We start from the raw sequence: 26,928 nt of genomic DNA, 5'->3' as shown, positions 1-26,928 counted from the left end.
CCCCATAATTTAGAGGACTAAGTCAAGCACCCTCGGTATTACCCAAATGTCGGCGTGGCGCGAGGTCATAGTTTGGCAAGAGCATCGCTCGTGCATGGTCGGGAGTGACGATGCCCCAGGCAAGTCCTATTTCGCGGAAGGCATCGCCCACTGGTTTGAATGCGGCGGACAATCCTTCAACCATGTCGCCCACTGGTTTGAATGCGGCGGACAATCCTTCAACCATGTGGTTCATGCTGCGAAGGTGATGCTGCTGCCGCTCGATGGCACGGAACTGGTCTGGCTCGGTCCATGTCTTACGGCACAGCTTGCAGGTGTAGGTCCATCGGGCCTTGCCCTCTTTGCTGATCATGCTTTCCTGCCTGTCTCCGGTACGTGTTTCGTAGCGACGTGGCGGACGCCGGCGAGTGGATCTGCAAACGTTGGCTTGCTGAGGTACTCATCGATGAGGGCCAGCCTTTGACGGAAGCCCCGAACACCGCCGGCCCGTCGGGGATGCAGCACCGTGGGCTGCCGGGACTGGCCGGAAAGGTATCGGTCCAACACCGCCTGCTGCCACGGCTCCAGCTCGATGCCGAGGTTCTCCGCCAACTTAGCCGCGTCAATACCATTCTTGATCCCCATCACGCTTTCCTTCCGGTCAGGTACTTCTTCTTGAGGGTGTTGATTGCCCGGGCCGGGCGGGCTGCCCGACGTCGGGCAGCGGCGAACCACTGGTCGGCCGGCACGCGGTGGGTGATGTCCAAGCTGCACCGGATAACCACCCGGCCATCTCCTTGGGTCCAGCCCGAGACCCTGCCAGTGCATGGGACTCGTTCTCCCTGGGCGTTGGTTATGAGCTGGTGGCAGTCCCCGTCGATGTCCACTTCCACGGGCGGCGCTTGGTAGGCGGCGTCCTTCATCTGTCGGGCTACCTTGGCGAGATCCCAGCCCACAGCTTCCACATGCTCGGCCGATGGGTGAGTGGCAATGTAGTCCACATGCCAGCGGGCCAGCCAGTCAGCAAGGACACCAGTGCCATGGTCCAGGGGCAGGCGCTGCTCCGGACGGTCCTGAATCAGCTTCCCAACTGCCAGCCAGATGGCACGGCGGGCAGCGCGCATGATGTCCGAGACTTCGCCGTTGATCGGCAGCGGCGGGTACAGGTCACCGGTTCCGCCCACACGTTCCGCTGAAGCTGCGCGGCCACCAGCTGGTGCAAGCGCGTCCTCCAGATCGGGCCAGTATCTGGCGACGTCGGTGAGGGCTGACCGGAGCCATTCGATGCAGGCCGGGCATAGGTGAGCACCGGGCGCTGCTTTGGCCGGCTCTTCATCGTGGAAGATGCAGAGGTCGGGGTACACGGTGGCACGCTTGGCATGGGTGTAGGGAAGGAGGGCAAGTCGTCCTCTGACCTCCACGTAGTACTTCTCTTCCAGCTCCAGGGGCGTGGTCATGCCTTGCCTCTCAGGTCGTTGAGGATGTGGCCGTTCGTCAGATCCTCGGGGCGCCAGACGCCGGCGTTGAGCTTGGCCAGCTGCATGGAGCTGATCCAGTCGAACTGGGCAGGGGACAGGCGGCCCTTGCTGGTCTTCAGCTCACGGAACAGTGCACGCTGCCGATGCTCACTGACCAGGACGAGATCCGGGAAGCCAGCAACAGACCGGCGGGAATCACGGGTGTGGTAGACCAGCCGGTAGCCGTTGAGCTTGGCCAGCTCGATAACGGCAGTCTGGAACTGATCTTCAGACATCGGGTTGGGCGATGAAAGTCGTTGGGCAGGCATGTCTAGTTCCGTCCTCTGGATCGGGGGCGTCTGCGTCTGGTGTTCTTCGATGGCCGGCTTGGCATAGAAGGTGGTTGGCTTCCCTTCCCTTCCCTGCCCGACCCATGACCCGTCCCATGTCCCGACCCGACAGATCTAGATCCGTCGGGAAGGTGACCTGCCGGATCTGGCTGATCCGTGGTCGGAAGTGTGCGCGGGGTGCTGTCTGCGCTGCTGTCCGGGCCGGGTGCTGCTTCCGTTGCCTGGGTACTTCCCGGAGCTGCCGTGGGCTGCTCTACGGGGCGCTGCGCTGACTGCTGGCCGTTGGCCTTCTTGGGTTTCTTGAGCGCCGGGTGCTTGGCGCTGGGGGTCACGTGGTGGCCGTGCTTGGCCAGCCATGCTGCTGTTGATGCGGAGTAGAACGGCTCGCTGGGTGCGGGCTGAAGTTCCAGGGCGTCGTCGTTGTCCTTCTTCTTGGAGTTGCACTCACCGCACGCGACGACCAGCGTGTCGATGGTGGCGGCCTCACCGCTGATGGTGTGGTCGAATGTACCGGCCCGGGTGTAGGTGCCGGCGCGGGCCGACTTGCGGTCTGCGCCGAAGTACACGATCTTCAGGCAGTAGCGGCAGGCGTCGCCGTCACGCAGGCGGACCGCGGATGTCAGCTTCGTGTCCCTGGAGTCCCGCTTCTGCTGGTTCATCCATTCCTGCTCAGCCTTTGTGATCAGGTGGATGAAATCCGGGTCCTCGATTATCTTCCAGGACGGGGCGCCGTCCGTTTCGACCTGCTCCATGAGGCCGGCCTGCTCAGCTACCTCAAGCAGCCGCTCATAGTTCGGGCCTCCCATCATCATTGCCACGCCGTACTCGATTACATAGTCAGTCCGGTGCGCCGCGGACTCGTACGCGCACCGGTGGATAAAGCCGAACATCTCGTTGACGCTGATCTCGCCCTTGCTGAAATGGGGGACGTTCAGTGCCTTCGGGAAAGTTGCTGCCTTATCGCTGCCTTTTAGCCAGGACACTTAGCTCTGCCCTGCCTCGTTGGCCAATTCCAGCAGCACGTCCGCGTGGCAGGGTCGGTCTAGTGGGCACCAGCAAGCCAAATCCTTGCCGGCCAGCTCAGCGCGCACTCCCGCGGCCAACGGCTGCCGTCCCCAGGGCCTTGCGTTCAAGTGCTCGCGGTACAGGACGATGGACAACTCTGCGTTCAGAACCACCCAGCTGTCCCCTTCGGAGGTCTGAATAGAGCCAATGGGGTAAGGATTTCCCCACTTTGAGCCGCGGCCAACGTAGACGGCGCCCTCGGGCATCCGCCAGCCCTTGGTCCGCTTCCGCTGGACTCGCTGTGGTTTCACTGTGGGGGCTCCGTTTCGGTTCGGGATCGGCGAGCGCTGGGTGATCTAGTTCGTCAGGGAGGTAGATGTCCCTGGTCGTGGTTGGCACGACGGTCATTGCTCGCCTCGGTCTATTGCCTCGATCCACTGGACGGCCACGGCGGCCACTTGGATCAGTTCGGCCCGGAGCAACGCAGGGTCTGACTCGGCAAAGGCTTCCGCAACTTCTTCAAGCAGAATGTCCGCGAACGTGACGCACGCTTCTGTGCTGAGTCGTTTACATTCCGATTTGGCAGTCTCTGCCACGTAGGCAGCGGGACCTGTGTAGGACCAGACCAGGTCAGGGCCCGTCCCGTTGGGGTGGTTCTGTTGGCCCCACTTAACGTCCTGACGTTCGCGCTCTTCGGCTACTTCGTCCAGCACGTCGGCCGGTCCAGCCTCGTCTTCCAAGACAACGTTCCGGATGTCCTCTCCGCGCTCGATAAGCTCCAGGAGACCGTCTCGCTGTGCATGTGCTGCGTGCTTTGACTCCGTCTTACTGACCGTGCGCCACTCACCGGACCATGGGTCCCTCATCTCCCAGGTCAGCGTCCAGCTTTCGTTGTCTACTTCTACGAACTCGGCTCCGCACATGCAGTAGGCGTCGCGTAGCGAGTTCAATTCGGGACGGCTGCTGCGGTCTCCGGTCCAGACGCTGCTGTGGCCGAGGCCGCCACCGGTGGGGCAGACGTAGTTGGTGAAGGGCTTGAGGTTGTCGACCACACTGTGGTCTCCCTGGTCGTAGGTCTCGTTGCAGTCTCCGCAGAGCCTCTTTCCTGCTTGCCAGTTGGTGGAGAACTTGAAGTAGTGGCCGGTTACGGCGGTCTCGCTCATAGGTGGGGCTCCACAATATCTACTACTCGATTGAATACGGCGTCGGTGATGTCCGTGACCTTGTTGCCGGATGAGACGGTCACGGAACCGTGGAAGCCTCGGCCGTCGCGAAGGAAGTTGGTGTCGCCGGGCTTCGGGTCTTCCGGCTGCCTGCCGCCGCCGGCGTGGGCCAGCTCGGGGAGTCGGTTCATCCAGCCTTCGCGGAAGGCGTTTAGCTCGTTGGCTACGGTGGAGCCGTCTTCGGAGCGGATAGGCATCAGGAGGCCAAGGAAGGACTCGCCGCAGCTGATCAGGATGCGCTTGGCGTCCTCGGTGGGTTCGATAACCAAGGGCTCACCGTAGGCCTGGGAGGCGGTGGCGAAGAGCCGCACGAGTCGGCCGGCGGCGACGAGTCGTTCGGGCATGACGCGGTCGGACAGGACTGCCTGGATCAGGAGGCGGCCGAACGCCAGCGGGAACTCTCCGTTGTCCTCTTCCCGCGGGATCTTGAACTCCTTGCCAGGGAACAGGCCGGAGACGTCCATGAACGTGATGTCCTTGTCCCGGACCGTGATGCGGAGCGTGTCCCCGATCTCGTCCTCGGGCTGCTTACCTTTGGCTTTGAAGATTGTCAGCAGCTCCTTGGCGACATCGGCCGGCAGGTTGAACGCGTCCGTGTTGATTTCGCCGGTCAGGCCCTCGGACTCCCATACCGAGGCAACGGCGTGCCCGAGGGTCACGGTGTTGCAAGCGGTGACGTGCAGCATGCCGTCCGTGGCCGTGAAGTGGACTACGGCGAGCGCCTGGCTAAGCTTCGGGTCTCCTGTGTGGGGCGTGACGGCCATGAGTGCTTGGCGGAGATCCAGGGTGTTGACGGTGAGAATCATGCGGCTCTCGCTTCGTGGCAGTTACAGGGGCAGGGTGCTGGCTGGTCGGTCTGGGTGTCCCAGCCGTCGCCGCTGCAGGAGGCGTGCTTTCCATCTCGGCAGTCGGGGTTCACTGTTTGCCGCCCTGGAGGTCGATGTCTGGGACAAGGCCCTCGGGCTTCAGGATGACCCGGGTGTGGTAGACGGAAACGTCGATGGGTTCCAACTGTGTGGCGACATAGAACGTGTTGTCGGACAGCCCTACGTAGTGCTTGCGGTAGTCGTTCGGTCCCTGCCTGCACGTCACCATTAGCTTGCGGTCCTGGGGGTCGATGGAGCAGCGTCCCTCAACGAAGAACTCATACTTTCCGGTTATGCCGTTGACGCCGACAATCCGCCGCTGGACCTCGAACTGGTCCGCCGCCTTGGACAGGTTGTCAGAAGCCGTCTTGGCGTCGGAATCGCAGGCGCCGGCCGTTGCCAGGATTGAGATGGTCAGTGCCGCTGCGATGGCGAGCGGCTTCTTGCGGGACTTCTTCGATTCAGTCATTTCGGGTCTCCATGGGTTGGGCATTCAGGGTTGGTCGGTCTTGGGTGTGCCGGGTGGTACCGCCATGGTGGGCAGGTGCATCCGGGAGTGGGCTGCCTGCGGGTACTGGAGCCCATGGCGCACAACTCCGGGCGCTCCTTGCTACTCACTGGGTCACGATGCCCTGGCGTAGGCGAGACGTTCAGCCATGGTCTTGGCCCTGGTGATCAGGTCGCCGCGGCCGGCTCGGTGTAGCAGCCTGTCCAGCGTCTCCGGGTTCACGCCCAACCGTGCCGTGATGGTCTCCCAGCTGCACCCTTCCCCGACAAGGAACTCCACGTCCTCTGTGAGTGCGTCTGACCGCCGGATTGTGCCCTCGGTCGGCCTTCCCCGTCCCTCGGCTACAGCTGCACCAAGGTCCGGTGTGGCGTTGGGATCATCAATCGTCTCGTCGTCCCATGCAAGGGGCGGGGCATACCCCGCCTTGGCAATCCTGCTGATACTGACCTTGGAAGCGGGGCCGCGCTGGTTCCAGAGCAGGTCGTACAGCTCCTTGATGGCGTCGTGCTTCTGCTTGGTGAACCACTGGCCCTCTTGATGCACAATGTTGCCGGTATTGATGCCAAGCATTGGTGTCAGATCCTGATGCCTCCAGCCCATGGTCATCAGTGCCTGGATTCGGCGCCGCCCGCCCACGTTCGGAACAAAGCCTTCCGGGTTCGCCCGCGCAAGCACGCTCTTGATAGTGACCGCGAGAATGGCGGCTTCGGTCTCGCGGTACAGCAGCTTTTTCAGTCCGCGGTTCAAGTCGCTCACGATGAAGGCGCTAACGCCAGCCGCTTCCGCGATCCCGCGGATGCTAAGAGCCTTAGCGGCAACGAGCTCCTGCACATGGGTCTGTGCCCGGTCCGCGCTCACCATTCGCTTGACACCGCGGGCTCGCTCAACCCGCCACTTCTTCTGCCAGGCGCGGGAGTCGGAAGGCCTTTGCTTCGTCGTTGTGTCAGTCATCGATCTCTTCCTTTCCTTTAGCAGCGGCAGTTGCCGTTGTGCGGGTCGAGCGGCTTCTTGCAGCTGTCACACTTGACGACCTTTGGCATGACGGTGACAAGCTGCGAGGGAGGGGCCGGGTTCTTCTGGTCGGTCATACGGTGGCCCATCCGTTCAGGTTGGTGCCGGCTTGCCGGCAGGCTCCGATGGTCATCCAGCCGTAGTCGAAAGCGTCCTCACGCCTGGGGAAGGCTGGCTCGTCAATGTGGTGCTGGATGCCCATGCCGTCCCAGAGGGTCAGGAGCCATTGGCCGTCCGCGGTGCGGCGGACGCCGGCACGCGGGAACTCGGCGCGGTCTACCAGGAACGGGTCCGAGGGCGTGGGAGCGGGGGAGTCGCTGAGGGCCTTCACGTGGTCCAGGACTACTTGCCGGGCCATCCACTGCTTGCCGATCGGGGCGAGGTCGTCCAGGACTTCAGGTCGGTAGCCGCAGCCGCAGACGTGCTCGTTGTCCGGGTTCTCGGTGAGGAAGTGGTTACTCATCGTCGGCGTCCTCGTCTTCCTGGTCTTCGTCGGGTTCGGACATCAGACTGGCCATGCGTTCGTCATATGCCTGCTGGAAGTGGTCCAGTACTTCCTGCTCGACCGCAGACAGCTCGTAGTGGTAGACGCTGCCCAGATCCTCGATCCAGCCCTTGGTGGTCCACTTGTAGCTGAAGTCGCCGGCGTCCCACCCTGCGAGCTTGCGCAGCTCGTCCTCACGGGACTTGTCGGCCAGGTGCAGCAGGAGGGCCATCTGCTCTGCGGTCATGTCCTGGAGCGCTGCCTTGATGGCGGAGTGGTCGTCATCCCTGTTCGGTGCCCGGCCGGTGATCTCCGCGAAGAGGTCAATGCGGCGGTGCAGCTGGTCCAGCAGCAGCCGGTACAGGGCTTCCTCTGCGGCGCCCTCCGGCGGGGACTTGATGACCTGCTTGAAGTGCTCCGCCCGGACTGCGTGTGCGATGTCAAGGGCGGCAGTCAGTTCAGCATCGCGGCGCTTTGCGGCCTTCTCTTCCTCGGTCAGCTCCACCTTGACCTTGGCTGCCTTCGCGGGCTTCTCGAACCACTCGATTTCACCCCAGGTAGTGACCAGTGCCCGGTGGCTGGCGGCTACGTGGTCTTCGATGCTCAGCGCATCGTCGCCAGCCTCATAGAGGCGGTTCCACCCTCCGGTGTAGCGGTCGGCCTCGGGCAGCCGTATTGCACCGGCTGCATCCAAGGCGGCGTTAGCGTTCGCGCTCTTCACGGGGGCATCCCGCCGCCTAGTCTCCAGGGCGACCGTATAGTTCCAGTTCCTTCCCTCGGCGGCTGCCTCGAGGAGCTTGGCCGTGGCCTCTTCGTCGTCGGCAAAGTCGACAAGCACCAGCGCTTGGTCAACGTTCAGGGTCTGGTCTTCCAGCTTGCCCTTGGCGTCCTCGTTGAGCTTGGTCAGCAGCAGGCGCTTCCGGACGTGGCTCTGGGATCGGCCCGTGGCCTTGGCTACGGTCTTGACGTTGAAGCCGTCCCCGAAGTCCAGGATGGTCTGGTAGGCAGTGGCCTCTTCCACCGGGGTCAGGTCCGCGCGCTGGGTGTTCTCCACAAGCATGGCCACCAGCTGCTTCGGCTCGGTGTCCAGGTCTTCGCGGATGACGCAGGGCAGGGAATCGACGTTGGCGAGCTTGGCCGCCGCGTGCCGGCGGTGCCCGGCAATGATGGTGTACCCATCACCGGCGAGCGCGGGGGCGACGACCAGGGGCTGGAGGATGCCTTGCTCGGTGATGCTGTTGGCCAGGTCGGTGACGATACCTACGTCTTTGCGGACGTTCTTGGCGTGGATGACCAGCTGGTCGATATGGAGTTCCTGGAAGGTCGCGTTCACAGTCCGGTGTCCTTCCTGGTGAAGGCCACCAGTGCTTCGTTGGCCGCGTAGACCTCTTCGGCTGCCTGGTTCTCGACGTCCAGGGCGAGCTTGAGCGATTCCTCTGCCTTTACGGATTCGGCCTTGGCGATGGCCAGCTTCCGGTTGGCGGCCGCGCTCTTACGTGCCAGTGCGGTCAGCTCGACATTGTCCACCGGCGTCCATGCCGGGCGGCGAAGGTGAGCGTTGGGGATGTGGTGCTGCATGACCCGGTCGAACGCCTGCTTCTGATGGTCCGACAAGGGCTCGCCCAAAAAGCTTTTGATGATGCCGTCTTGCAGATTGCGCTGGTGTGTTTCGTTGCCGAGGAACTGCTGTTCGGTCTCGACGGGCTGTTCGGTCATTTCGTGTGTCCTGTCTCAAGGATGAATCCGGCGGCGCCGGCCAGTAGGAGGGTGACGCCTGCGAGGTAGGCGGAGTTGATGACGGGGGCGGCCTCGGTGGAAGCGAGGAACAGCAGCGCCCCGAGGACCAGGAACGGGAGGTAGAGGAAGATGCGGCGGCGATTCCGGCCGACCCGCACTGAAGGTGACTTCGTGCTCATGCTTCGATTCCTAACTCTTCGGTGGTGAATCCGGCGGCGCGGCCGGCGGCTTCCCTGGATTCGTGGAGCGAGTAGTTGGCCCGGTGAACGCCGTTGATCAAGACGTGAGCGGCGTGAGTGTCCACCTGGATCTTCTGCGGCATCGGCCACTTGCTCCGGCAGTACGTGATGAGCTGGTCTGCCAGCTCCCTGTTGTCCCTGAAGGTCAATTCCGGGCGGTCCCTGAACGGCTTCCTGCCGACAGGGTGGACGACGGCGAAGCGCCGGATGCGGGCCTTCACGGGCCGACCGAGTAAGCGACGCGCCGGTCCAATGCCCGTTCCAGATTCCGCTGGACCTGGACAACATCGGCGGGGCTAGGGTAAGCGTGGGCGGCAGCCGCAGGAGCCTGGGGGGTTAGCTCTGCGGCTGCCGCGTTGGGGCCTGCTGCCACCGTTGGGGGTTCGGTGGCAGCAGGGGCATTGAGGGCGGCAAGCGCAGCGGCTTCGTCGCGGGTGTTGAGGTGGTCCAACTCGTCGCCGTAGCGGTCAACGGACTTCTCTACCTCAGCGGTGAGGTTGTGGACGTGCTTGTCCAGGTCTTCCAGTGAGGCGTTCAGGTGGTCCAGTACCTGGTCGGCGTTGCCGGTCCGGTCGAACTTCCGCATTGTCCGGATGGCGTCAGCTACCTGGATGGCCGAGTCGATGACGCGCTGGGCCAGCTGCTGCCGGCGGCGCTGCTCGGTGTACAGGTACTTGTCCGTCAAGCCGGCGGGTCCTCCCAGCTTCCTGTCTTCAACACCGAAGAACAGGTTCCGGGGTGGCTCCACTTCAAGGTTTTCCTGTTTGGCTGAGAGCACCATTGATAGACTCGATTCTGATTCGAGAGTCGGCAAACGCCGGCAATTGGATTGGGTTACTGGCGGTCCGGTGGTTCTTTGGCGAGATGAACCGGACCGCCTTTTTACTGCCCGAAAGGTGGGCTGAGCTTTATGCCGGCTTCTGAGAAGCCTGCGCGTCGCCATTCTTGATGGCGGCGATATCAGAGGCGAGGAATCGCCGGTGACCGGTAGGTGTACGAATCGCGGCAATCTTTCCCGCTTTATCCCAGCGACGAATGGTGTCGCCGTGGACCCTCAGCTCGGCAGCCGCCTCGCCTACGGTAAGTAGTTCCCCGTCGCCTACTTGTGTGTACCTACTTTGCATGGGGTAAGTGTACGCATACCTACTTAGAGGATGTCAATTAGTACTTGCAGTGGATAATCACAAAAAATCGCTCTTGCACAACTTTGCGTATGCGTGCAATAGTTTTGCCATGACAACGGAAGCAGTTCTGAACCAAGGATTTATCCCTGAGTGGACATTCGCTGACCGGCTGCGCAAGGCGCGGCTGGCGTCAGGGCTTACGCAAGAAGAATTCGCTGAGCAGCTCGGAGCAAAGCCGGGCGCTTACTCGCACTGGGAAGCCGGCCGCAATACGCCGCGGAATCTGGTTGCACTGGCGCAGCGGATTGAAATGCTCGTCGGCATCCCCGCCGCATGGACGTTGGGCCTCATGGGGGACGTCCCGGACAATGGAGGGCCAGGTACTCGTTCCCCAAAACTTAAGCCGGTCTCAGAGCGCAAGCCTTTGGATTAGAAGGCCGCTGCTCTATCCCCTGAGCTACTGAGGCATCAGCTTCCGGCCTGCAGGCCGGCGCCTCAAAAAGTTTACATTGCCCCGGATGCCGGCGGCGTCATCCGGCCTTCACTGTTCCTCCCCACGTGGCGGGTTTGGGCCAGTTGTCCACATACGGGAACCCGCGCCTCCTGCCCTACGGCGTCCCGGGGCGATGCTGGTGATGCCTGCTTCAGGCGCCACCATCCAGACAGGACGTAGACATGAGCGAAACGATTACCATCCGGGGCTTCGTAGCCACCGAGATCACGAGTTCCACCACGCCGGGGGGAGTGGCAACAGCCTCCTTCCGGCTTGGTTCCACCGTGCGCCGCTTTGACCGGGAATCCAAAACCTGGGGCGACGGGCACACCAACTGGTTCACCGTGCAGGGCTACCGCAACCTGGCCGGGACCCTCGGCTGCAGTATCCGGAAGGGCCAGCCGGTCATCGTCGTGGGCAAGCTGAAGATCCACACCTGGGAAAAGGAAGGCCGGGTGTACCACTCCACCATCATCGATGCCGACGCCGTGGGGCATGACCTTGCCTTCGGTTCGGCAAACTTCATCCGGACCTCTTCCAGGCCTGCGCTTTCCCTCGTGGAGCAGCCCCAGTCCCCGGAGGATGCCCCTGCGGTGGACCCGGACCTTGACGAACCGGAGGACCGCGAGGACGCGCATCCCGAAGAGCACGGCCCCGCGGCGGTGGTCATCGAGGACAACGACGGCGGACTCTCTTCCCTTGACCTGGAAACCGGGGAACTCGCCGAAGTCTAGGAACACGCATCAGCGATCAACCAGGCCCGTTCAGTCCCGGGCGGACGGATTGGCAGCACCCCCGGCCGCCGTCCGTCCGCCCGCCAACACATGCTGCCCCGGCCTTTACCGTTGGATGCCTGCGGCCGGTCGCGGCGGCCGCAGGCATCGTCGTCATGGAACAATGACAGCATGCGTCCCACCCCTTACCGCCGGCAGATTAACCGGGCCGGTGCAGCGCTGACTTGCGCCGCCCTGGCCGCTCTCTTGTCAGGGTGTGCCGCAGGTCCCGCCGCAAACACCCCTTTGGTTGGCGGCAACGGCGAGGGATCATCGACGCCCGGCGGCGGCAGCACCCGCCGCCGGGGGAGCGTCGGCCCAGCCGTCGGGTTCAGCCCGTCAGGGCAGTTCCCCCGACGGGGAAGCGATGGCGAATACCTCCGGCGGTGCATCGTCCGCCGCAGCTGCAGCAGCCGCTGCAGCCACCGAAAACGTCAAGCGGACAGTCACCGATACCTTGGCGAAACTCGCAACAGGGACGCCAAAACCGGCGACGGCCCAGGTGAGCGACGCGTTGACCGGGGCGGGCATCGCGCCGACAGTGCTTCAGGTCTCGCAGAGCCGGACGCCCACCGGACTGGAGGCGGATGCCATCGAGGCTGCGGTGCTGCAGGGCAAGGACTGCGTCATCGGCCAGGTGCGCGAAGGTGCCGTGACCGTTACGGTCCTCCCGGTCCTGGCCAGTGGCAAGTGCTTCGTGGGCTCCTGATCCCGCTGCAATTCAGGCCGCAAATGTGAGATCTGCCCGCCAACCCACTAGATTTGAGACCATGGCGGAATTTATCTACACAATGACCAAGGCCCGCAAGGCCGTTGGCGAAAAACTCATTCTTGATGACGTAAGCATGTCCTTCTTCCCGGGCGCCAAGATTGGTGTTGTGGGCCCAAACGGTGCCGGTAAGTCCACCATCCTCAAGATCATGGCCGGGCTGGACACGCCCTCCAACGGTGAGGCCAGGCTCAGCCCCGGCTACAGCGTCGGAATCCTGCTCCAGGAACCACCCCTCAACGAGGAAAAGACCGTCCTGGGCAACGTCCAGGAGGGTGTGGGCGAAATCTACGGCAAGATCCAGCGCTTCAACGAGATCTCCGAGGAAATGGCCAGCCCCGACGCTGACTACGACACCCTCCTCGAGGAAATGGGCAAGCTGCAGGAAGCCATCGACGCCGCCGACGCCTGGGACCTCGATTCCCAGCTGGAGCAGGCCATGGACGCCCTCCGCTGCCCGCCGGCCGACGCCGATGTCACCAACCTTTCCGGTGGTGAACGCCGCCGCGTGGCACTTTGCAAGCTCCTCCTGCAGAAGCCGGACCTGCTGCTTCTCGACGAGCCCACCAACCACCTGGACGCCGAGAGTGTCCTGTGGCTCGAGCAGCACCTGTCCAGCTACCCCGGCGCCGTCCTCGCCGTCACCCACGACCGGTACTTCCTGGACCACGTGGCGGAATGGATCGCCGAAGTGGACCGCGGCCACCTGTACCCGTACGAAGGCAACTACTCCACCTACCTGGAGAAGAAGCGTGCCCGCCTCGAGATCCAGGGCAAGAAGGATGCCAAGCAGGCCAAGCGCCTCGCCGAGGAACTCGAGTGGGTCCGCTCCAACGCCAAGGGCCGGCAGACCAAGTCGAAGGCCCGCCTGGCCCGCTACGAGGAAATGGCCGCGGAAGCGGACCGCACCCGCAAGCTTGACTTCGAGGAAATCCAGATCCCGCCGGGACCGCGCCTTGGCGGGCTTGTTCTGGAGGCAAAGAACCTCCAGAAGGGCTTCGAGGACCGCGTACTGATCGACGGGCTGTCCTTCAGCCTGCCGCGCAACGGCATCGTCGGCGTCATCGGTCCCAACGGTGTGGGCAAGTCCACCCTCTTCAAGACCATCGTGGGCCTGGAACCGCTCGACGGCGGCGAGCTGAAGATCGGTGACTCCGTCAAGATCTCCTACGCCGACCAGAGCCGCGGCGGCATCGACCCCAACAAGACCCTGTGGGAGGTCGTTTCCGACGGACTCGACTTCATCCAGGTAGGCAACGTGGAGATGCCGTCCCGCGCCTACGTGGCCGCCTTCGGGTTCAAGGGCCCGGACCAGCAGAAGAAGGCAGGTGTGCTCTCCGGCGGTGAGCGCAACCGCCTGAACCTGGCCCTGACCCTCAAGCAGGGCGGAAACCTGCTGCTCCTCGACGAACCCACCAACGACCTCGACGTCGAAACCCTCAGCAGCCTGGAAAACGCGCTGCTTGAGTTCCCCGGCTGCGCCGTGGTGGTCTCGCACGACCGGTGGTTCCTGGACCGGGTGGCCACCCACATCCTGGCCTACGAGGGTGACGACGAGAACCCCTCCAAGTGGTACTGGTTCGAAGGAAACTTCGAGTCCTACGAGGAGAACAAGGTGGAGCGCCTGGGCCCTGACGCTGCCAAGCCGCACCGCGTCACCCACCGGCGCCTGACCCGCGACTAACAGTGCGGAGCCCGGCCCGGATCCGGCGCAGCACAACGAAGGCCGGCACCCGAAGGAATTCGAGGGTGCCGGCCTTCTGCGTGCCTGGTTTCTGGGCGTGCTTGGTACTTTATGGTGCCTGGGACGTCAGGCGCCCGCGGGATCGGTGGGAATGCGCACCATCCCCTCCTGCGCCACCGTGGCGACGTGCTGGCCCCCGCGGTTGAAGATCTTGCCCGTTGCCAGGCCGCGTGCCCCGTGGGCGCTGGGGGATTCCTGGACGTAGAGCAGCCACTCATCAACCCGTGCCGGCCGGTGCCACCACATGGCGTGGTCCAGGCTGGCGACATTCATTCCCGGCGTGATCCAGCTCAGTCCGTGCCGCCGGAGGATGGATTCGAGCAGCGTGTAGTCGCTGGCGTACGCCAGGGCGGCGCGGTGCAGGTTGGCGTCATCAGGCATCGGCCCGAACGTCTTCATCCACACGGCGTTGCTGGCCTCCCGCGGACCGGACGCCGAAACATAGAGGGCAGGGTTGACGTGCCGGATGTCGAAGGGCCGCTCGTACGCCCAGTGGCGTGCCACCGGATGGTCGAACCGGCCCAACAGGTCCGCCGTGCTGGGCAGGGATTCGGGGTCCGGGATTCCGGCCGGCATTTCCGAGGAGTGTTCGATGCCTTCGTCGTCGCCCTGGAAGGAGGCAATCATGGACAGGATGGGCACGCCGTCCTGGTAGGCGTGGACGCGCCGGGCGGAAAACGACCGGCCGTCGCGCAGCCGCTGCACCCCGAAGGTAATGGGTTTGTTGGCGTCGCCGGGCCGCAGGAAGTAGCCGTGCATGGAATGGACGAACCGTTCGGGGTCAACTGTCCGGATTGAGGCCACGAGTGACTGCGCCAGCACCTGGCCGCCGAACACCCTGTGGTGGGGCTGCTGCTGTGACGGGCCAAGGAAAATATCCTCATCCGTCCGGGCGCCCTCAAGCTCACCAAGGTCCAGCAGTTCGATCAGCGATGAGGTGGGGTCGCCGCTGGGCGGGGCCAGCAGTCCGGCTTCGGCTTCAGTCATGGTCCGACTCTAGACGGCGCCCCGCAAACCACTCAACCGGAGTGCAGCCGGTAGTGTTCTAGGTGTGTCTGAACTACTCACTTCGTCCTTCCGTTTCGCCGACCCACGCGATCTGGCCGACCTGAAGACCTTCGCCACCCGGGCCAAAGCCATAGACGACGGCGCCATCCGCCTGCAGGCCGCCGGCTCCGTCCTGGCCGCCTACGTGTGCGTCCTGCGGCCCCGGCTCCTGGGCGAAGCGACCCCCACCATCCTGGGCCTGCGCACCATGGCACTGGCGGAACCCTCCGGAACGGATGTCACCGTTGCGTTGTCCTCCGTCCTGGACCGGCTGGCACGGGCAGGAGAGGGCGACGTCGAATTGCCGGTTCCGCCTACCACCGTCACCGAGTCCTGGACCGGGGTAGGCGCCCCCCGGGGCGGTTGGGAGCTGTTGGGGTCCGTCAGCGACGCCAGGCTGCGTGCGGCAGCCGAGGCGGGGATCGCCGAGGTAGCGGGCATCGTGCCGGACAAGCCGGGTGCGCTGATCGTCAATAACGCCCGGGCCGCGGTTTGGGGACGGGAACTGGACGACGCAGGGCTGCCCGCAGGGGCGGCTTTCGCCGCCTTTGCGCTGGGGTTCCTGGGGGACGGGGACCAGAAGCTTTACCGGGCCGGCCGCTGGTTCCGGCTTACCGGACCCCGCGGCCACGTCCTGGCGCGGACCGGCAGCGGCCTGCTCTAGGCGCGGACCGCAGGGCGGCTGCCGGACAGAGCCTGCCGGACAGAGCCTGCTGGATTGGGCTCAGGAACCGGAAGGGCTGTTCACCATGGTCAGCGCCGCCCGCTCCATGTAGTCCCACAGCGTCCCCTCGTAAAGCGGCGGAAGCTCCAGCGCATCCACGGCGGTGCGCATATGGAACAGCCACCGGTCCTTTGCCTCCGGCGTGACCTTGAAAGGCATGTGCCGCATGCGCAGGCGCGGGTGGCCGCGCTCCTCGCCGTACGTTGTGGGACCGCCCCAGTACTGCTCGAGGAACATCAGGAACCGGCGTTTCGCCGGGGCCAGGTCCTCTTCCGGATACATGGGCCGCAGCAGCGGATCGGTGGCCACTCCGTCGTAAAAGACGTCAATGAGCTTCACGAAGGTGTCGTGGCCGCCCACGGCGTCATAGAAACTGTCGGTGTAGTCCGGCTTACTGAACGGATCGTTCTGCATCAACTGGGGCCGCTGCCCCGGGCCCGGCTCAATGGGAAGCGACATGCTAGTCCCCGGCTTTCTGGTCAGTCTTCTTGGTCTCAACGTGCGCCGAGCCCTGGTCGGTGGTGCCGTCGTCGGACTCGTGCAGCGGAACGTAGCGTCCCTGGGACCTGTTGCCCACGCGCAGGATCTCGCCGTTGCGCAGATACCAGATCGCGCCGTCGTCAGAGCGGACCCGGGTGATCCGCAGCCCCATGGACTCCACGACCCCCACCACTTCGCTGGTTTCGATGACGTCGCCGATTCCGTACTGGTCCTCAATGGTAATGAAGATCCCCGCCAGGAAGTCGCGGATCAGCTGCTGGGCGCCGAAGCCGATGGCCACACCGAGGATACCCACGCTGGTCAGCAGCGGGGCAATGTTGATGTCCAGGTTCTGCAGCACGTACATGCCGGTAATGATCACCACCAGCACGCCCACCACGCTGTTGAGCAGCGAGCCGATGGTTTCGGCACGCTGGACGCGGCGTTCGTGATCGAGTGCCCGGAAGGCCGGGGCCGCCCACCTGAACGTTGGCTTCTTGAAGAAATTGCTGCCCGACGCCACCCGCTTGGTGATGCGGGAAATGATGAACGTGGCCACGAGCCAGACGGCAACGCCGACGCCGAGGCTGATCACGATGCCGGGCAGGCTCACGCCGCTCGGCTGGGTGGGTGCTGGGGGAATGATGGACAACATGCTGACCATGGGTGGAAATAGCTCCTTGGGATATTGCTCTGTTCTCTTTCAACCCTAGCGCCGTAGCGTGGACCAATGCGCATCCTCATCCTTGGCGGAACTGCCTTCCTCTCCAGGACAATCGCGGCCCAGGCAGTGGCCGCCGGCCACGCTGCCACCTGCCTGGCGCGGGGTACTGCGGCGGAGCCCCCTCGGGGCGCCGCCTGGGTCAAAGCCGACCGTTCAAGCGGTGCCGGTGCCTACGCCGGGCTGACGGGCGAATGGGACGCGGTGGTCGAGGTCGCGCGGGATCCCAAACCTGCGCGGGAGGCCCTCGCATCCCTGGCCGGCAGGGCCCGGCACTGGACCTTTGTTTCGAGCACCTCAGCCTACGCAGAGCACTCCACACCGGGCGCGGCGGAGGACGCACCGCTGCTGCCGCCCTTGCCCGCAGGGGCTCCCTTCAGTCCGGAAAACTACGGCGAGTCCAAGGCAGCCATCGAGGAGACCACCCTGGAGGCCACGAACGGCGCGGCCCACCTGTGCCGCGCCGGCCTGGTCAGCGGCCCCGGGGACCCCACCGACCGGTACGGCTACTGGCCGGGCCGTTTCGACCGGAACCCGGTACCGGTGCTGCTCCCGGACATCGGGCACCAGCCCACCCAGGTCATCGATGTCCGGGACCTGGCGGCCTGGATCCTGCGCGCAGCAGAACAGGGAACCACCGGCCCGCTGAACGCAGTGGGTGAGCCGGTGTCCTTTGCCGACCTCCTGGCTGCCTGCCGCGACGGGTCAGCGGCCAACGCCACCACCATCACTGCCAAGGAAGACTGGCTGGTGGAGCAGGGCGTCAACTATTGGTCCGGGCCTGATTCCCTTCCGCTCTGGCTGCCGCCCGGCCATGAGGGCTTCATGGCCCGCAGCAACCAGGCAGCCAAAGCGGCGGGGATGGTGCTGCGGCCCTGGCAGGAAACCCTGGCCGGCACCCTGGCCGATGAACGCGCCAGGGGACTGGACCGGCCCCGGCAAGCCGGCCTGCAACCCGGCACGGAGCAACGGCTCGTCAAGCTGCTCCAGGGCGGGAAAGGCTAGGCGGCCACCGTCACCGGCTGGTGCTCCACGGGGAAGTTCACGCTCCGGGCAATAAAGCAGACCTGGTTGGCCTCGTGGTGCAGCGAGGCCGCCAGATCCGCCTGCGCCGCGTCGGCCACTGTCACGTGCGGGTTCAGGACCACCCGCTCGAACTGTCCGCTGCCATCCCGGTTCAGCCGCATCAGCCCGGTGGCCTCGTCCCGGTAGTGAGTGACCACCACGCCGTGCTTCACCGCCACGTGCAGGTAGGACAGCATGTGGCACTGCGCCAGCGCAGCCAGGAGGAGTTGTTCGGGGTTGTAGCGTTCGCGGTCGCCGTGGAAGGTGGGGTCCGCCGAGCCCTTCAGGACCGGCAAGCCGGGGATGGCGACGTCGTGGTCGCGGGAGTAACCCCGGTAGGACGAGGTGCCCACCCCCAGGTTGCCGGTCCACTGGACCGTCAGCTCGTACCGGTGTTCGTGGACGTTCATTCCGGACCGCCAGCCGGCAGGACATCGGCGGCACGGGCGCGCAGGGCGCGGGCGACGCCGTCACGGTTTTCCAGCATCATCCGCCGCAGCGCCGCGCTTTCCGCCGGCAATGACGCCAGGAAACTGTCCGTCCGGTCAATGGTGGCCTGCGTGGTGAGCAGGGCCGGGTAGAGCCCGACGACGATTTGCTGGGCGAGTGCGTGGGTGCGGGTTGCCACGATGCCCGGCACGGCCGCGAAATACTTTTCGGAGTACGGCTCCAGGAGGGATCGGTCCAGCACCCGCATGAAACCGGCCACCGCGGAGCCCTGCAGCGCGTTGGACAGCTCTCCCTTGACCACAATGGCTTCCCAGGCCGCAGCCTTGGCTTCGGGGGTGGGGATGGCTGCCTTGGCCAGGGCGGCTGCGTTCTGGCCGCTGGAGGTGTTGTCCCGCTCCAGCTCGGTGTCGATGCCGTCCTGCCCCATCCGGCCACCGGCCACCAGCGAAGCCACCAGCTCCCAGCGGAGGTCCTGGTCCACGGCAAGGCCGTCGAGGACCACGGACCCGTCCAGCAGGCCGGACACCCTGTCCAGCTGGGACGCGCTGCGGGCCAGCAGCGCGAAGGACTTGATGAACTGCAACTGGCCGTCGGAGCCGCCGGGGACGGCCGAAGCCAAATCCCACAACCGGTCCACGGCCGCAATGGTGGTGGCTTCGCGGTGTTCCTCGGCCACATAGAAGTTAAGCGTGGTGGCCAGCTGCCGGAGCTGGACCAGGATCACCGAGGAATCAGTTTCCGCGGCCACGTTGGCCAGGATCAGCTCCACGTACTTCCGGGCAGGCGTCTCGCCGTCCCGGGCAGCATCCCACGCGGAGTTCCAGACAAGGGTCCGCGGCAGGCTTTCGGCGAAGTCCTTCAGGTGTGCCGTGGCGGTGGCCAGGGACGCCGGATCCAGGCGCACCTTGGCGTAGGCCAGGTCGTCGTCGTTTATGAGGATCAGGTCCGGCCGGGCCAGGCCGGCCAGCGCCGGGACCTCGGTACGTTCGCCGTCGACATCAAGCTCCTCGCGGTGCACCCGGGTGAGCTTGCCGGCGTCGTCCAGGTTGTAGAAGCCCACGGCGAGCCGGTGCGGGCGGATGGTGGGCCACTCCGGAACCGCGGACTGCAGGATGGCAAAAGACCGCAGCTTTCCGGCGGAGTCGACGTCCAGCTCGGGAGCCAGCGTGTTAACGCCGGCGGTCTCCAGCCACTGCCGGCCCCAGTGGTCCAGGTCGCGGCCGCTTGCCTTCTCCAGCTCAACCAGCAGGTCCTGCAGCTCGGTGTTGTGCCAGGAGTGCTTGGCGAAGTACTCCCGGACGCCGGCCATGAACTGTTCGGGTCCAACCCAGGCCACCAGCTGCCGCAGCACCGAGGCGCCCTTGGCGTAGGTGATGCCGTCGAAGTTGACCTCCACGTCCTGGAGGTCGTTGATCTCGGCAAAGATCGGGTGTGTGGTGGGCAGCTGGTCCTGGCGGTACGCCCAGGACTTTTCCACGGAGGCGAACGTGGTCCAGGCGCTGGTGAAGGACGTGGCCTCCACCGCTGCCAGGTGGGACATGTACTCGGCGAAGGACTCGTTGAGCCACAGGTCGTTCCACCAGCGCATGGTCACCAGGTCGCCGAACCACATGTGTGCCAGTTCGTGGAGGACGGTGATGGCGCGCCGCTCGATCTGCGCCCCGGTGACCTTGCTGCGGAAGACGTAGCCCTCCAGGATGGTCACCGCCCCGGCGTTCTCCATGGCGCCGGCGTTGAACTCCGGCACGAACAGCTGGTCGTACTTTTCGAACGGGTAGGGGCAGCCGAACTGTGCCTCGAAGAACCCGAAGCCCTGCCGCGTGAGCTCGAAGATGTTGTCCGCGTCCAGGTACTGCATCAGCGACTTCCGTGCGAAGACCCCGAGCGGGATCACGCGGCCGTCCGCGCTGGTGACCTCGCTGCGGACAGACTGGTACGGGCCGGCGATCAGGGCAGTGACGTAGGACGACAGCCGCGGCGTGGGGGCAAACGTCCAGACGGACCGGGCGGCACCGTCTTCGGCGGCCTGTGCCTGCGCCGGTTCCGGGGTGGGGGAGTTGGAAACAACATCCCAGTGGGACGGAGCCGTAACGGTGAAGGCGAACGTTGCCTTCAGGTCCGGCTGTTCGAAGACGGTGAACATCCTGCGGGAATCCGGAACCTCGAACTGGGTGTAGAGGTAGACCTCGTTGTCCACAGGGTCTACGAACCGGTGCAGACCTTCGCCGGTGTTCATGTAGGGCATGTCCGCCACGACGGTCAGCTCGTTGTGCTCCGCAAGGTCCGGCAGTTGGATCCGCACGCCGTCGGCCACGGTGTCCGGATCAAGGGTCCGGCCGTTGAGGGTCACGCTGTGTACCGTGCGGGTGACGGCGTCAATGAAACTGGACGTTCCGGGCACCGCCGTGAATTTGACGGTGGTGGTGCTGCCAAAGACTTCTCCGCCGCGGGTCAGGTCAAGGCTGACATCGTAGGACTGGACGGAAATCAGTTCGGCGCGCTCACGGGCTTCGGCGCGCGTCAGGTTCATGCCTGGCAAAGGAGGTCCTCCAAAGAATTTTCGGCTGCCGGCCGGTGGTTCCGGTGCCGGCACTGTGATGCATTCTTCCACCCCTGCCTCCCATGGCAAGTTGCGCAGCTCACAGCAGGGCCGGGCGGCGGGCCGTGGCTCCGCAGGGGTAGCGTTGGATGCATGGGAAAGCTGCTGGATTCGGTGGATGCCAGGGCCCTGCGTTTCGCCGTCGGGTTCCCTGTCGTCCTGGCTGCCGCCTTTGTCTACTGCGCGTTCCTGCTGCGTCCGGATCTGCCGGAGCCGCTTGCGGTCCAGTGGACGGACAGCGGCGGTGCGGCCTTCGCGCCCTTCGGCGCCTACGTTGGGGCCGGAGCCGCAGGAATCATCGTGTCCGGGTGGCTGGTCCTGCTCCAGGCCGCGCCGCTGAGCCGGCCCGTACTGATGCGCAGGATCATGATGGGTGCCGGGCTCTTCCTCAGCCTGTTCATCACCTCAGCGCTCGCTGCAGGGCTGATCGGCCAAACGGGGCTGGCTGACGCCCGGCAGTCGCACGTTGACATGACGGTTCTCGCCCTGGGAAGCGGTGCGGCGGTTTCCCTCGGCGTGACCATGGCCATGGTGTACAAGGCCGACCGGCAGTGGTCCCCGGGTGACGACCGCGCGCTCCAGGTCGCAATCGCCAGGGAGCTGGACCCGGACCTTGCCCGGGACAGCATCAGGCTCTGGGTGCATGCCCGCAGTTCGGTCTTCGTCATGATCGCCATCGCCTCCCTGTTCCCGGCGGCCCTCATCGCGGTCGTGGTGCCCTGGCTGGGGATCCTCCTGGTGATCCTGGCCCTCGTCGGTGCCGCGTTCCTTTTCGCCCGCGTCCGCGCGGACCGGCGTGGACTGAAGGTCCTGCTCGCCGGCGTGGTACCGGTGATGGATGTACCCGCCGGCGCCATCTCCGATGCCAGCGCGGCCGAAGTGAGGGCCGCAGATTACGGCGGGTGGGGCTACCGGCACCACCGCGGGACCGCGGCCATGCTCGTCGGCAGCGGGCCCGCCGTCGTCGTCAGCAAGACCGACGGCCAGCGCCTTGCCGTCAGCGGCGGCAGCCAGGCCTCAGCCGCGCGGCTTGCCGAAGTGCTCACCCGGGTGGCCGCCAGGGCACGCCGCGGCGGGGGTCCGCCGCCGGATGACCGGAACCCCTGACCCCACCGCCGCCCTAGTATCCTTATCGGTGTCGTTCCGGCCTCCACCGGCGGCCTGCCAGCCCCAACGAACGGACTTAGCACGTGACCACTACCCCTGCCTTCCCGCGGGTCCACATTGCCACCGACCACGCAGGCATGGAGCTCAGCGCCCACCTGGTGTCCCACCTGACCGGGAAGGGATACGAGGTGGTGGACCATGGGCCCAAGGCCTACGACGCCCAGGACGACTACCCCTCGTTCTGCATCAACGCCGCCCTCGCCGTGGTCGCAGACCAGCAGGCAGGCATACACGCACTGGGCATCGTGCTGGGCGGGTCCGGCAACGGCGAGCAGATAGCCGCAAACAAGGTCAAGGGCGTGCGTGCCGCACTGGCCTGGAACCTCTCCACCGCCACCCTGGCCCGCGAGCACAATGACGCGAACGTCGTGGCGGTCGGCGGACGCCAGCATTCGGTGGAAGAGGCCACCGAACTGATCGAGGCGTTCCTGGCCGAACCGTTCAGCAATGACGAACGGCACGTGCGCCGGATCGGCAAGATCGCGGCCTACGAAGCGACCGGCGAGGTCATCGAGTAGTGCCCGAGGGCCATTCCGTCCGCAGGCTCGCCCACCAGTTCGGGGACGTCTTCACCGGCGAGGCGCTCGCTGTCTCCAGTCCCCAGGGCAGGTTCAGCGGGGGAGCGGCGCTGCTGGACGGCCACACGATGGTCGCCGCCGAGGCGCATGGCAAGCACCTGTTCCTGCACTTCGACAACACGCTGGTCCTGCATGTCCACCTCGGCCTCTACGGGGCGTGGAGCTTCGGCGGTGACAGCACCTTCGCCGGCGCGTCAAGCATCGGTGCGCCACGGCGGGTAGGAGAGCGGGAGGCCTTCGCCGACGGGGACGACGACGGCGGCGCGCCCTACGCGGGTCCGCCGGCGCCCGTCGGGGCCGTCCGGGTCCGGCTCGCCGGAAGGCATGGCTGGGCGGACCTTCGCGGTGCCACCACCTGCGAAGCCATCACCGCAGCGGAGGCCGACGCGGTCCTGGAGCGGCTTGGGCCCGATCCGTTGCGGAACCTCCGCGGCGACGCCGGACGTTTCGCCGCGAATGTGCTGGCCCGGAAGACCCCGCTGGCGGCCCTGCTCATGGACCAGAAGGTGATTGCCGGCGTCGGGAACGTCTACCGCGCCGAAGTCCTGTTCCGCCGCCGCCTCGATCCGTTGCTGCCCGGAACCGCCTTGGCTGAGGCCGACGCCCGCAGGCTGTGGCGCGACGTCGTTGCCGTCATGAATGACGGTGTGGCGGACGGGCGGATCATCACCACCCCGCCGAAATACTGGACGCTCAACGGCACCACGGCAGCCAAGGTTGCCGCGGCAGGGGAACCGGTGCCGGCCAGGAGCGCCCACTTCCCGCACCGCGACGACGTCCATTTCGTCTACAAGCGGCACGGGCTGCCCTGCCGGGTATGCCGCACCATCGTGCTCATGGCCGACCTCGCCGGGCGGAACCTCTACTGGTGCCCCTACTGCCAGCAGCCGCAGGGCTAGGGGCAAACGCAAAAGGACCCCTCAACTGAGGGGTCCTTTTGTCATGGAGGGGACGACGGGAATCGAACCCGCGTAATCAGTTTGGAAGACTGAGGCTTTACCATTAAGCTACGTCCCCGGAGGAAGATCCGTTTTTCGCGGAAACTCCGGGCTGGCTGTCCAAGCCGGATACAACTAAACCTAATCCATGGCCTACGTGTCAAATGTGCATTCGCGACGCGTATCACCGTAGACTTGCCTGTGCACTTACGGGGTGTAGCTCAGCTTGGCTAGAGCGCCTGCTTTGGGAGCAGGAAGTCGCAGGTTCAAATCCTGTCACCCCGACTCTGCGGCCAGGACCAGCCGGCCTGGACACACATTGCGTTGCAGAAACTCATCCCACAACCCAGGAGTACTTAGACCGTGAAGAGCGCTGTCGAGAACCTCACCCCCACGCGGGTCAAGCTCAATGTTGAGGTCCCCTTTGAGGAACTGAAGCCCAGCATCGACTCGGCCTACAAGACCGTCGCGTCGCAGATCCAGGTTCCCGGGTTCCGCAAGGGCAAGGTTCCCGCCAAGCTCATCGACCAGCGCGTCGGCCGTGGCTACGTCCTGGAGACCGCCATCAATGACGGCCTCAACGGCTGGTACCAGGCTGCCGTGCAGGAATCCGGCATCCGCCCGCTGAGCCGTCCCGAGGTGGAAATCACCGAGGTTCCGGACCCCTCCGCCACCGACGGCGGCCTGAAGTTCGCCGCCGAGGTCGACGTCCGCCCCGAAATCGAACTCCCGGACTACGCAGGCCTCGAGGTCCAGGTCGCCGCTGCGGAATCCTCCGACGCCGACGTGGACAAGGCCCTGGACGAACTGCGTGGCCGCTTCGGCACCCTGAAGTCCGTTGACCGCCCCGCTGCCGACGGCGACTTCCTCACCATCGACATCACCGCCACGATCGACGGCGAAGAGGTCGACTCCGCTGCCGGCCTGTCCTACCAGGTAGGCGCCGGCACCATGCTTGAGGGCATGGACGAAGCCGTGACCGGCCTCAGCGCCGACGAAGACGCCATCTTCGACACCACCCTGGTGGGCGGCGACCACGCCGGCGAAGCCGCCCAGGTCAAGGTAGTGGTCAAGGCCGTCAAGGAACGCGAACTGCCCGAGGCGAACGACGACTTCGCACAGCTGGCCTCCGAGTTCGACACCCTCGCCGAACTGCGCGAAGACCTGGCCAAGCAGGCCGCCGAGTCCAAGATCGTCGAGCAGGGTGTTGAAGCCCGCGACAAGGTCCTGGACAAGCTGGTGGAACTCGTGGAGGTTCCGGTTCCGGACTCCGTCGTCGAAGAGCAGCTCGAAGCCCACTTCCAGGAGGGCAACGGCCACGGTGACGGCGAGCACGACACCGAAGAGCACCGCGAAGAGGTCCGCGCCAACACGGCCCGCGCCTTCCAGAACGAAATCATCCTCGACGCCATCGCGGAGAAGGAAGAAGTCAACGTCAGCCAGAGCGAGCTGATCGACTACATCGTCACCACCGCCAGCCAGTACGGCATGGACCCCAACCAGTTCGCCCAGATCATCGATCAGAGCGGCCAGGTCCCCATGATGGTTTCCGAGGTGCGCCGCCGCAAGGCACTGGCCGTCGTCCTGGGCCAGGCCACGGTGACCGACACGGAGGGCAAGGCTGTTGACCTGAGCGACTTCGTGCGCCCCGCCGGCGAAGAGGCTCCCGCGGCCGACGCCGAGGTTGCTGAGACCGAAGCCGCCGAGGCAGAGGTTGTCGAAGCCGAGGACACCACGGCTGACGCCAAGGCATAGTCCTTCCTGAACCGCAGCAACGGCCCCCGGATCCCTTCGATCCGGGGGCCGTTCGCGTTCTGCGGGAAGCAGCCCGCTGCCGGTTCGGTGATCGTGCGCCGTCAGCGAACAGCCGTCGGTGCGCGAACAAAACACCCGTGAAACCGGTTAGTGTCCAAGTAGTGATTTTCAGTGATGTCACCGTCACCAGTGAGAGGTAAGTAAACATGTCACAGCACTCAGAGGCCCCCCGGATGGCGACCGTCGATCCTGCAGCCCAGGACAACTACATTTACAACCGCCTCCTCAAGGAGCGGATCATCTGGCTGGGCTCGGAGGTGCGTGATGACAACGCCAACGCGATCTGCTCGCAGCTGCTCCTGCTCTCGGCCGAAAACCCGGAGAAGGACATCTACCTTTACATCAACTCTCCCGGCGGCTCCGTCACGGCAGGCATGGCCATCTACGACACCATGCAGTTCATTCCGAACGACGTTGTGACCGTCGCCACCGGCCTGGCCGCATCCATGGGACAGTTCCTGCTCTCCTCCGGCACCAAGGGCAAGCGCTACGCCACCCCCAACGCCCGCGTGCTGATGCACCAGCCGTCCGGCGGCATCGGCGGCACCGCTTCCGATATCAAGATCCAGGCCGAGCTCATACTGCACATGAAGAAGGTCATGGCGGAACTCACCGCCGAGCAGACCGGCCAGACCGTTGAAACCATCCTCAAGGACAACGACCGCGACAAGTGGTTCACAGCCACCGAAGCACTCGAATACGGTTTCTTCGACAAGATCGCCGCGCACGCCGGCTCCGTCTCAGGCGGCGGCGGAACGTCCAACGGTTCCTCCGGCGAATCAGCCTCCCAGAACTAACCGGCATCCAGAACCCCTTTCGATCAGGAGCAAACACAATGAACTACAACTTCGGGTGGTCAGCCGGGAATCTTCCGTCCAGCCGCTACGTCCTGCCGCAGTTCGAGGAACGCACCCCCTACGGCTTCAAGCGCCAGGACCCCTACACCAAGCTCTTCGAGGACCGCATCATCTTCCTCGGCGTGCAGGTGGATGACGCTTCCGCCGATGACATCATGGCCCAGCTGCTGGTCCTGGAGTCCACGGACCCGGACCGCGACATCACGCTGTACATCAACTCGCCCGGCGGCTCCTTCACGGCCATGACGGCGATCTACGACACCATGCAGTACATCCGCCCCGAGATCCAGACGGTCTGCCTGGGCCAGGCCGCCAGCGCGGCCGCGGTCCTGCTGGCTGCGGGCACGCCCGGCAAGCGCCTGGCGCTGCCCAACGCCCGCGTCCTCATCCACCAGCCGGCTTTGTCCGGCGGCCAGGGCGGTCAGGCCTCGGACCTGGAGATCCAGGCCGCAGAGGTCATGCGCATGCGCTCCTGGCTGGAGGACACCCTGGCCCAGCACTCCGGACGCACGTCGGAGCAGGTCAACAACGACATCGAGCGCGACAAGATCCTCACCGCCGAAGAAGCCCAGGCATACGGCCTCATCGACCAGGTTCTTGACTCCCGCAAGATCAAGCCCCAGGCAATCACGAGGTAGCAGTACCGAAAGCCGGTGCGGTCCAGTTCATTTGGCCGCACCGGCCTTTTCATTCCACCCTTGGGACCGAATGTGACCTAGAGTGGA

At 65.1% G+C, this 26,928-nt stretch carries 34 protein-coding genes and 2 tRNA genes; 13 read left to right on the top strand and 23 right to left on the bottom strand.

Going from position 1 to position 26,928, the window contains the following annotated elements; translation table 11 throughout:
• Positions 1–22: 22 nt before the first annotated feature.
• The 17 genes from ACZ9J7_RS18625 to ACZ9J7_RS18545 all read right to left on the bottom strand — a co-directional run bounded on the left by ACZ9J7_RS18625 (position 23) and on the right by ACZ9J7_RS18545 (position 9,983).
• Positions 23–352, bottom strand: coding sequence for a hypothetical protein (locus tag ACZ9J7_RS18625; RefSeq protein WP_476211483.1), 330 nt, complete (start codon positions 350–352; stop codon positions 23–25).
• The gene (locus ACZ9J7_RS18620) at positions 349–624 is read right to left on the bottom strand and encodes a hypothetical protein (protein ID WP_476211482.1); all 276 of its coding nucleotides are present in this window, start codon (positions 622–624) and stop codon (positions 349–351) included. Before ACZ9J7_RS18620 ends, ACZ9J7_RS18625 begins: the two co-directional genes overlap by 4 nt.
• Positions 624–1,436 carry a hypothetical protein gene (locus ACZ9J7_RS18615; protein WP_476211481.1) on the bottom strand — a complete coding sequence of 271 codons (813 nt, stop codon included), beginning with the start codon at positions 1,434–1,436 and terminating at the stop codon, positions 624–626. The genes ACZ9J7_RS18620 and ACZ9J7_RS18615 overlap by 1 nt, the downstream gene beginning before the upstream one ends.
• A complete protein-coding gene (locus tag ACZ9J7_RS18610; protein WP_476211480.1) occupies positions 1,433–1,732 on the bottom strand; it encodes a VRR-NUC domain-containing protein in 300 nt (99 codons plus the stop codon). The genes ACZ9J7_RS18615 and ACZ9J7_RS18610 overlap by 4 nt, the downstream gene beginning before the upstream one ends.
• 35 nt (positions 1,733–1,767) lie before the next feature.
• Positions 1,768–2,769: an HNH endonuclease gene (locus tag ACZ9J7_RS18605; RefSeq protein WP_476211479.1), complete on the bottom strand. Its 1,002-nt coding sequence runs from the start codon at positions 2,767–2,769 to the stop codon at positions 1,768–1,770.
• The gene (locus ACZ9J7_RS18600; RefSeq protein ID WP_476211898.1) at positions 2,770–3,057 is read right to left on the bottom strand and encodes a DUF4326 domain-containing protein; all 288 of its coding nucleotides are present in this window, start codon (positions 3,055–3,057) and stop codon (positions 2,770–2,772) included.
• 138 nt (positions 3,058–3,195) lie between these two features.
• The gene (locus ACZ9J7_RS18595) at positions 3,196–3,954 is read right to left on the bottom strand and encodes a hypothetical protein (protein ID WP_476211478.1); all 759 of its coding nucleotides are present in this window, start codon (positions 3,952–3,954) and stop codon (positions 3,196–3,198) included.
• Positions 3,951–4,820, bottom strand: a complete 870-nt coding sequence (locus ACZ9J7_RS18590) for a hypothetical protein (RefSeq protein ID WP_476211477.1) — start codon at positions 4,818–4,820, stop codon at positions 3,951–3,953. Before ACZ9J7_RS18590 ends, ACZ9J7_RS18595 begins: the two co-directional genes overlap by 4 nt.
• Positions 4,821–4,929: 109 nt before the next feature.
• Positions 4,930–5,349, bottom strand: coding sequence for a beta-sandwich lipoprotein (locus ACZ9J7_RS18585; protein ID WP_476211476.1), 420 nt, complete (start codon positions 5,347–5,349; stop codon positions 4,930–4,932).
• A 153-nt stretch (positions 5,350–5,502) separates the two neighbouring features.
• Positions 5,503–6,339 (bottom strand): hypothetical protein, encoded by an 837-nt coding sequence (locus tag ACZ9J7_RS18580; RefSeq protein ID WP_476211475.1) that lies wholly within the window; start codon positions 6,337–6,339, stop codon positions 5,503–5,505.
• 133 nt (positions 6,340–6,472) lie between these two features.
• Positions 6,473–6,862 carry a hypothetical protein gene (locus tag ACZ9J7_RS18575; RefSeq protein WP_476211474.1) on the bottom strand — a complete coding sequence of 130 codons (390 nt, stop codon included), beginning with the start codon at positions 6,860–6,862 and terminating at the stop codon, positions 6,473–6,475.
• Complete coding sequence (locus ACZ9J7_RS18570) at positions 6,855–8,216, bottom strand: ParB/RepB/Spo0J family partition protein (protein ID WP_476211473.1); 1,362 nt, start codon at positions 8,214–8,216, stop codon at positions 6,855–6,857. Before ACZ9J7_RS18570 ends, ACZ9J7_RS18575 begins: the two co-directional genes overlap by 8 nt.
• Entirely contained in the window at positions 8,213–8,599 is a 387-nt protein-coding gene (locus tag ACZ9J7_RS18565; protein ID WP_476211472.1) for a hypothetical protein, read from the bottom strand. Before ACZ9J7_RS18565 ends, ACZ9J7_RS18570 begins: the two co-directional genes overlap by 4 nt.
• Entirely contained in the window at positions 8,596–8,799 is a 204-nt protein-coding gene (locus ACZ9J7_RS18560) for a hypothetical protein (protein WP_476211471.1), read from the bottom strand. The genes ACZ9J7_RS18565 and ACZ9J7_RS18560 overlap by 4 nt, the downstream gene beginning before the upstream one ends.
• Positions 8,796–9,080, bottom strand: coding sequence for a hypothetical protein (locus ACZ9J7_RS18555; protein ID WP_476211470.1), 285 nt, complete (start codon positions 9,078–9,080; stop codon positions 8,796–8,798). The genes ACZ9J7_RS18560 and ACZ9J7_RS18555 overlap by 4 nt, the downstream gene beginning before the upstream one ends.
• Entirely contained in the window at positions 9,077–9,640 is a 564-nt protein-coding gene (locus tag ACZ9J7_RS18550; RefSeq protein WP_476211469.1) for a hypothetical protein, read from the bottom strand. Before ACZ9J7_RS18550 ends, ACZ9J7_RS18555 begins: the two co-directional genes overlap by 4 nt.
• A 127-nt stretch (positions 9,641–9,767) precedes the next feature.
• Positions 9,768–9,983 carry a MerR family DNA-binding transcriptional regulator gene (locus ACZ9J7_RS18545; protein WP_476211468.1) on the bottom strand — a complete coding sequence of 72 codons (216 nt, stop codon included), beginning with the start codon at positions 9,981–9,983 and terminating at the stop codon, positions 9,768–9,770.
• A 109-nt stretch (positions 9,984–10,092) separates the two neighbouring features.
• On the opposite strand from ACZ9J7_RS18545, the gene ACZ9J7_RS18540 reads away from it, so the two are divergent.
• The 4 genes from ACZ9J7_RS18540 (at position 10,093) to ettA (ending at position 13,702) form a co-directional block, all read left to right on the top strand.
• On the top strand, positions 10,093–10,416 hold the full coding sequence (locus ACZ9J7_RS18540) for a helix-turn-helix domain-containing protein (RefSeq protein ID WP_476211467.1): 324 nt from the start codon (positions 10,093–10,095) through the stop codon (positions 10,414–10,416).
• 242 nt (positions 10,417–10,658) lie between these two features.
• The gene (locus tag ACZ9J7_RS18535; RefSeq protein ID WP_476211466.1) at positions 10,659–11,210 is read left to right on the top strand and encodes a single-stranded DNA-binding protein; all 552 of its coding nucleotides are present in this window, start codon (positions 10,659–10,661) and stop codon (positions 11,208–11,210) included.
• Positions 11,211–11,616: 406 nt separating this feature from the next.
• Entirely contained in the window at positions 11,617–11,958 is a 342-nt protein-coding gene (locus ACZ9J7_RS18530; RefSeq protein WP_476211465.1) for a DUF6993 domain-containing protein, read from the top strand.
• Positions 11,959–12,019: 61 nt separating this feature from the next.
• A complete protein-coding gene (ettA, locus tag ACZ9J7_RS18525) occupies positions 12,020–13,702 on the top strand; it encodes an energy-dependent translational throttle protein EttA (RefSeq protein WP_141181731.1) in 1,683 nt (560 codons plus the stop codon).
• Between the two features lie 126 nt (positions 13,703–13,828).
• On the opposite strand, the gene ACZ9J7_RS18520 is transcribed toward ettA, so the two are convergent.
• A complete protein-coding gene (locus ACZ9J7_RS18520) occupies positions 13,829–14,749 on the bottom strand; it encodes an acyl-CoA thioesterase (protein WP_476211463.1) in 921 nt (306 codons plus the stop codon).
• Between the two features lie 64 nt (positions 14,750–14,813).
• Between ACZ9J7_RS18520 and ACZ9J7_RS18515 the strand changes: the two genes are divergently transcribed.
• Entirely contained in the window at positions 14,814–15,473 is a 660-nt protein-coding gene (locus tag ACZ9J7_RS18515) for a DUF8185 domain-containing protein (RefSeq protein ID WP_476211461.1), read from the top strand.
• Between the two features lie 60 nt (positions 15,474–15,533).
• Here the strand turns inward: ACZ9J7_RS18515 and ACZ9J7_RS18510 are convergent, their stop codons facing one another.
• On the bottom strand, positions 15,534–15,992 hold the full coding sequence (locus tag ACZ9J7_RS18510) for a globin (protein WP_387564988.1): 459 nt from the start codon (positions 15,990–15,992) through the stop codon (positions 15,534–15,536).
• Between the two features lies 1 nt (position 15,993).
• The gene (locus tag ACZ9J7_RS18505) at positions 15,994–16,677 is read right to left on the bottom strand and encodes a mechanosensitive ion channel family protein (RefSeq protein WP_476211458.1); all 684 of its coding nucleotides are present in this window, start codon (positions 16,675–16,677) and stop codon (positions 15,994–15,996) included.
• Between the two features lie 66 nt (positions 16,678–16,743).
• Here ACZ9J7_RS18505 and ACZ9J7_RS18500 point away from each other — a divergent pair, with 66 nt between their 5' ends.
• Positions 16,744–17,739: an NAD-dependent epimerase/dehydratase family protein gene (locus ACZ9J7_RS18500; protein WP_476211456.1), complete on the top strand. Its 996-nt coding sequence runs from the start codon at positions 16,744–16,746 to the stop codon at positions 17,737–17,739.
• Here the strand turns inward: ACZ9J7_RS18500 and ACZ9J7_RS18495 are convergent.
• Positions 17,736–18,209, bottom strand: a complete 474-nt coding sequence (locus ACZ9J7_RS18495; protein WP_476211454.1) for an OsmC family protein — start codon at positions 18,207–18,209, stop codon at positions 17,736–17,738. The genes ACZ9J7_RS18500 and ACZ9J7_RS18495 overlap by 4 nt on opposite strands.
• Complete coding sequence (gene pepN, locus ACZ9J7_RS18490) at positions 18,206–20,779, bottom strand: aminopeptidase N (protein WP_476211452.1); 2,574 nt, start codon at positions 20,777–20,779, stop codon at positions 18,206–18,208. Before pepN ends, ACZ9J7_RS18495 begins: the two co-directional genes overlap by 4 nt.
• A 162-nt stretch (positions 20,780–20,941) precedes the next feature.
• Between pepN and ACZ9J7_RS18485 the strand changes: the two genes are divergently transcribed.
• From ACZ9J7_RS18485 to ACZ9J7_RS18475, 3 genes are all read left to right on the top strand, one after another.
• Entirely contained in the window at positions 20,942–21,955 is a 1,014-nt protein-coding gene (locus tag ACZ9J7_RS18485; protein ID WP_476211450.1) for a hypothetical protein, read from the top strand.
• 83 nt (positions 21,956–22,038) lie between these two features.
• Entirely contained in the window at positions 22,039–22,533 is a 495-nt protein-coding gene (locus tag ACZ9J7_RS18480; RefSeq protein ID WP_476211449.1) for a ribose-5-phosphate isomerase, read from the top strand.
• Positions 22,533–23,492, top strand: a complete 960-nt coding sequence (locus tag ACZ9J7_RS18475) for an Fpg/Nei family DNA glycosylase (protein WP_476211447.1) — start codon at positions 22,533–22,535, stop codon at positions 23,490–23,492. The genes ACZ9J7_RS18480 and ACZ9J7_RS18475 overlap by 1 nt, the downstream gene beginning before the upstream one ends.
• 44 nt (positions 23,493–23,536) lie before the next feature.
• Here ACZ9J7_RS18475 and ACZ9J7_RS18470 read toward each other — a convergent pair.
• A tRNA-Gly gene (locus ACZ9J7_RS18470) sits at positions 23,537–23,610 on the bottom strand.
• A gap of 131 nt (positions 23,611–23,741) precedes the next feature.
• Between ACZ9J7_RS18470 and ACZ9J7_RS18465 the strand changes: the two genes are divergently transcribed.
• The 4 genes from ACZ9J7_RS18465 to ACZ9J7_RS18450 all read left to right on the top strand — a co-directional run bounded on the left by ACZ9J7_RS18465 (position 23,742) and on the right by ACZ9J7_RS18450 (position 26,841).
• Positions 23,742–23,816: transfer RNA gene (locus ACZ9J7_RS18465), tRNA-Pro, on the top strand.
• A 78-nt stretch (positions 23,817–23,894) separates the two neighbouring features.
• Positions 23,895–25,286: a trigger factor gene (gene tig, locus ACZ9J7_RS18460; protein ID WP_476211446.1), complete on the top strand. Its 1,392-nt coding sequence runs from the start codon at positions 23,895–23,897 to the stop codon at positions 25,284–25,286.
• 233 nt (positions 25,287–25,519) lie between these two features.
• Positions 25,520–26,143 carry an ATP-dependent Clp protease proteolytic subunit gene (locus tag ACZ9J7_RS18455; protein WP_018761581.1) on the top strand — a complete coding sequence of 208 codons (624 nt, stop codon included), beginning with the start codon at positions 25,520–25,522 and terminating at the stop codon, positions 26,141–26,143.
• 38 nt (positions 26,144–26,181) lie between these two features.
• The gene (locus ACZ9J7_RS18450) at positions 26,182–26,841 is read left to right on the top strand and encodes an ATP-dependent Clp protease proteolytic subunit (protein ID WP_307426312.1); all 660 of its coding nucleotides are present in this window, start codon (positions 26,182–26,184) and stop codon (positions 26,839–26,841) included.
• The last annotated feature ends 87 nt before the right edge of the window (positions 26,842–26,928 follow it).

Source organism: Pseudarthrobacter sp. TE9888 (assembly GCF_056279345.1).
This window is presented reverse-complemented; position numbering and strand designations above follow the sequence as displayed.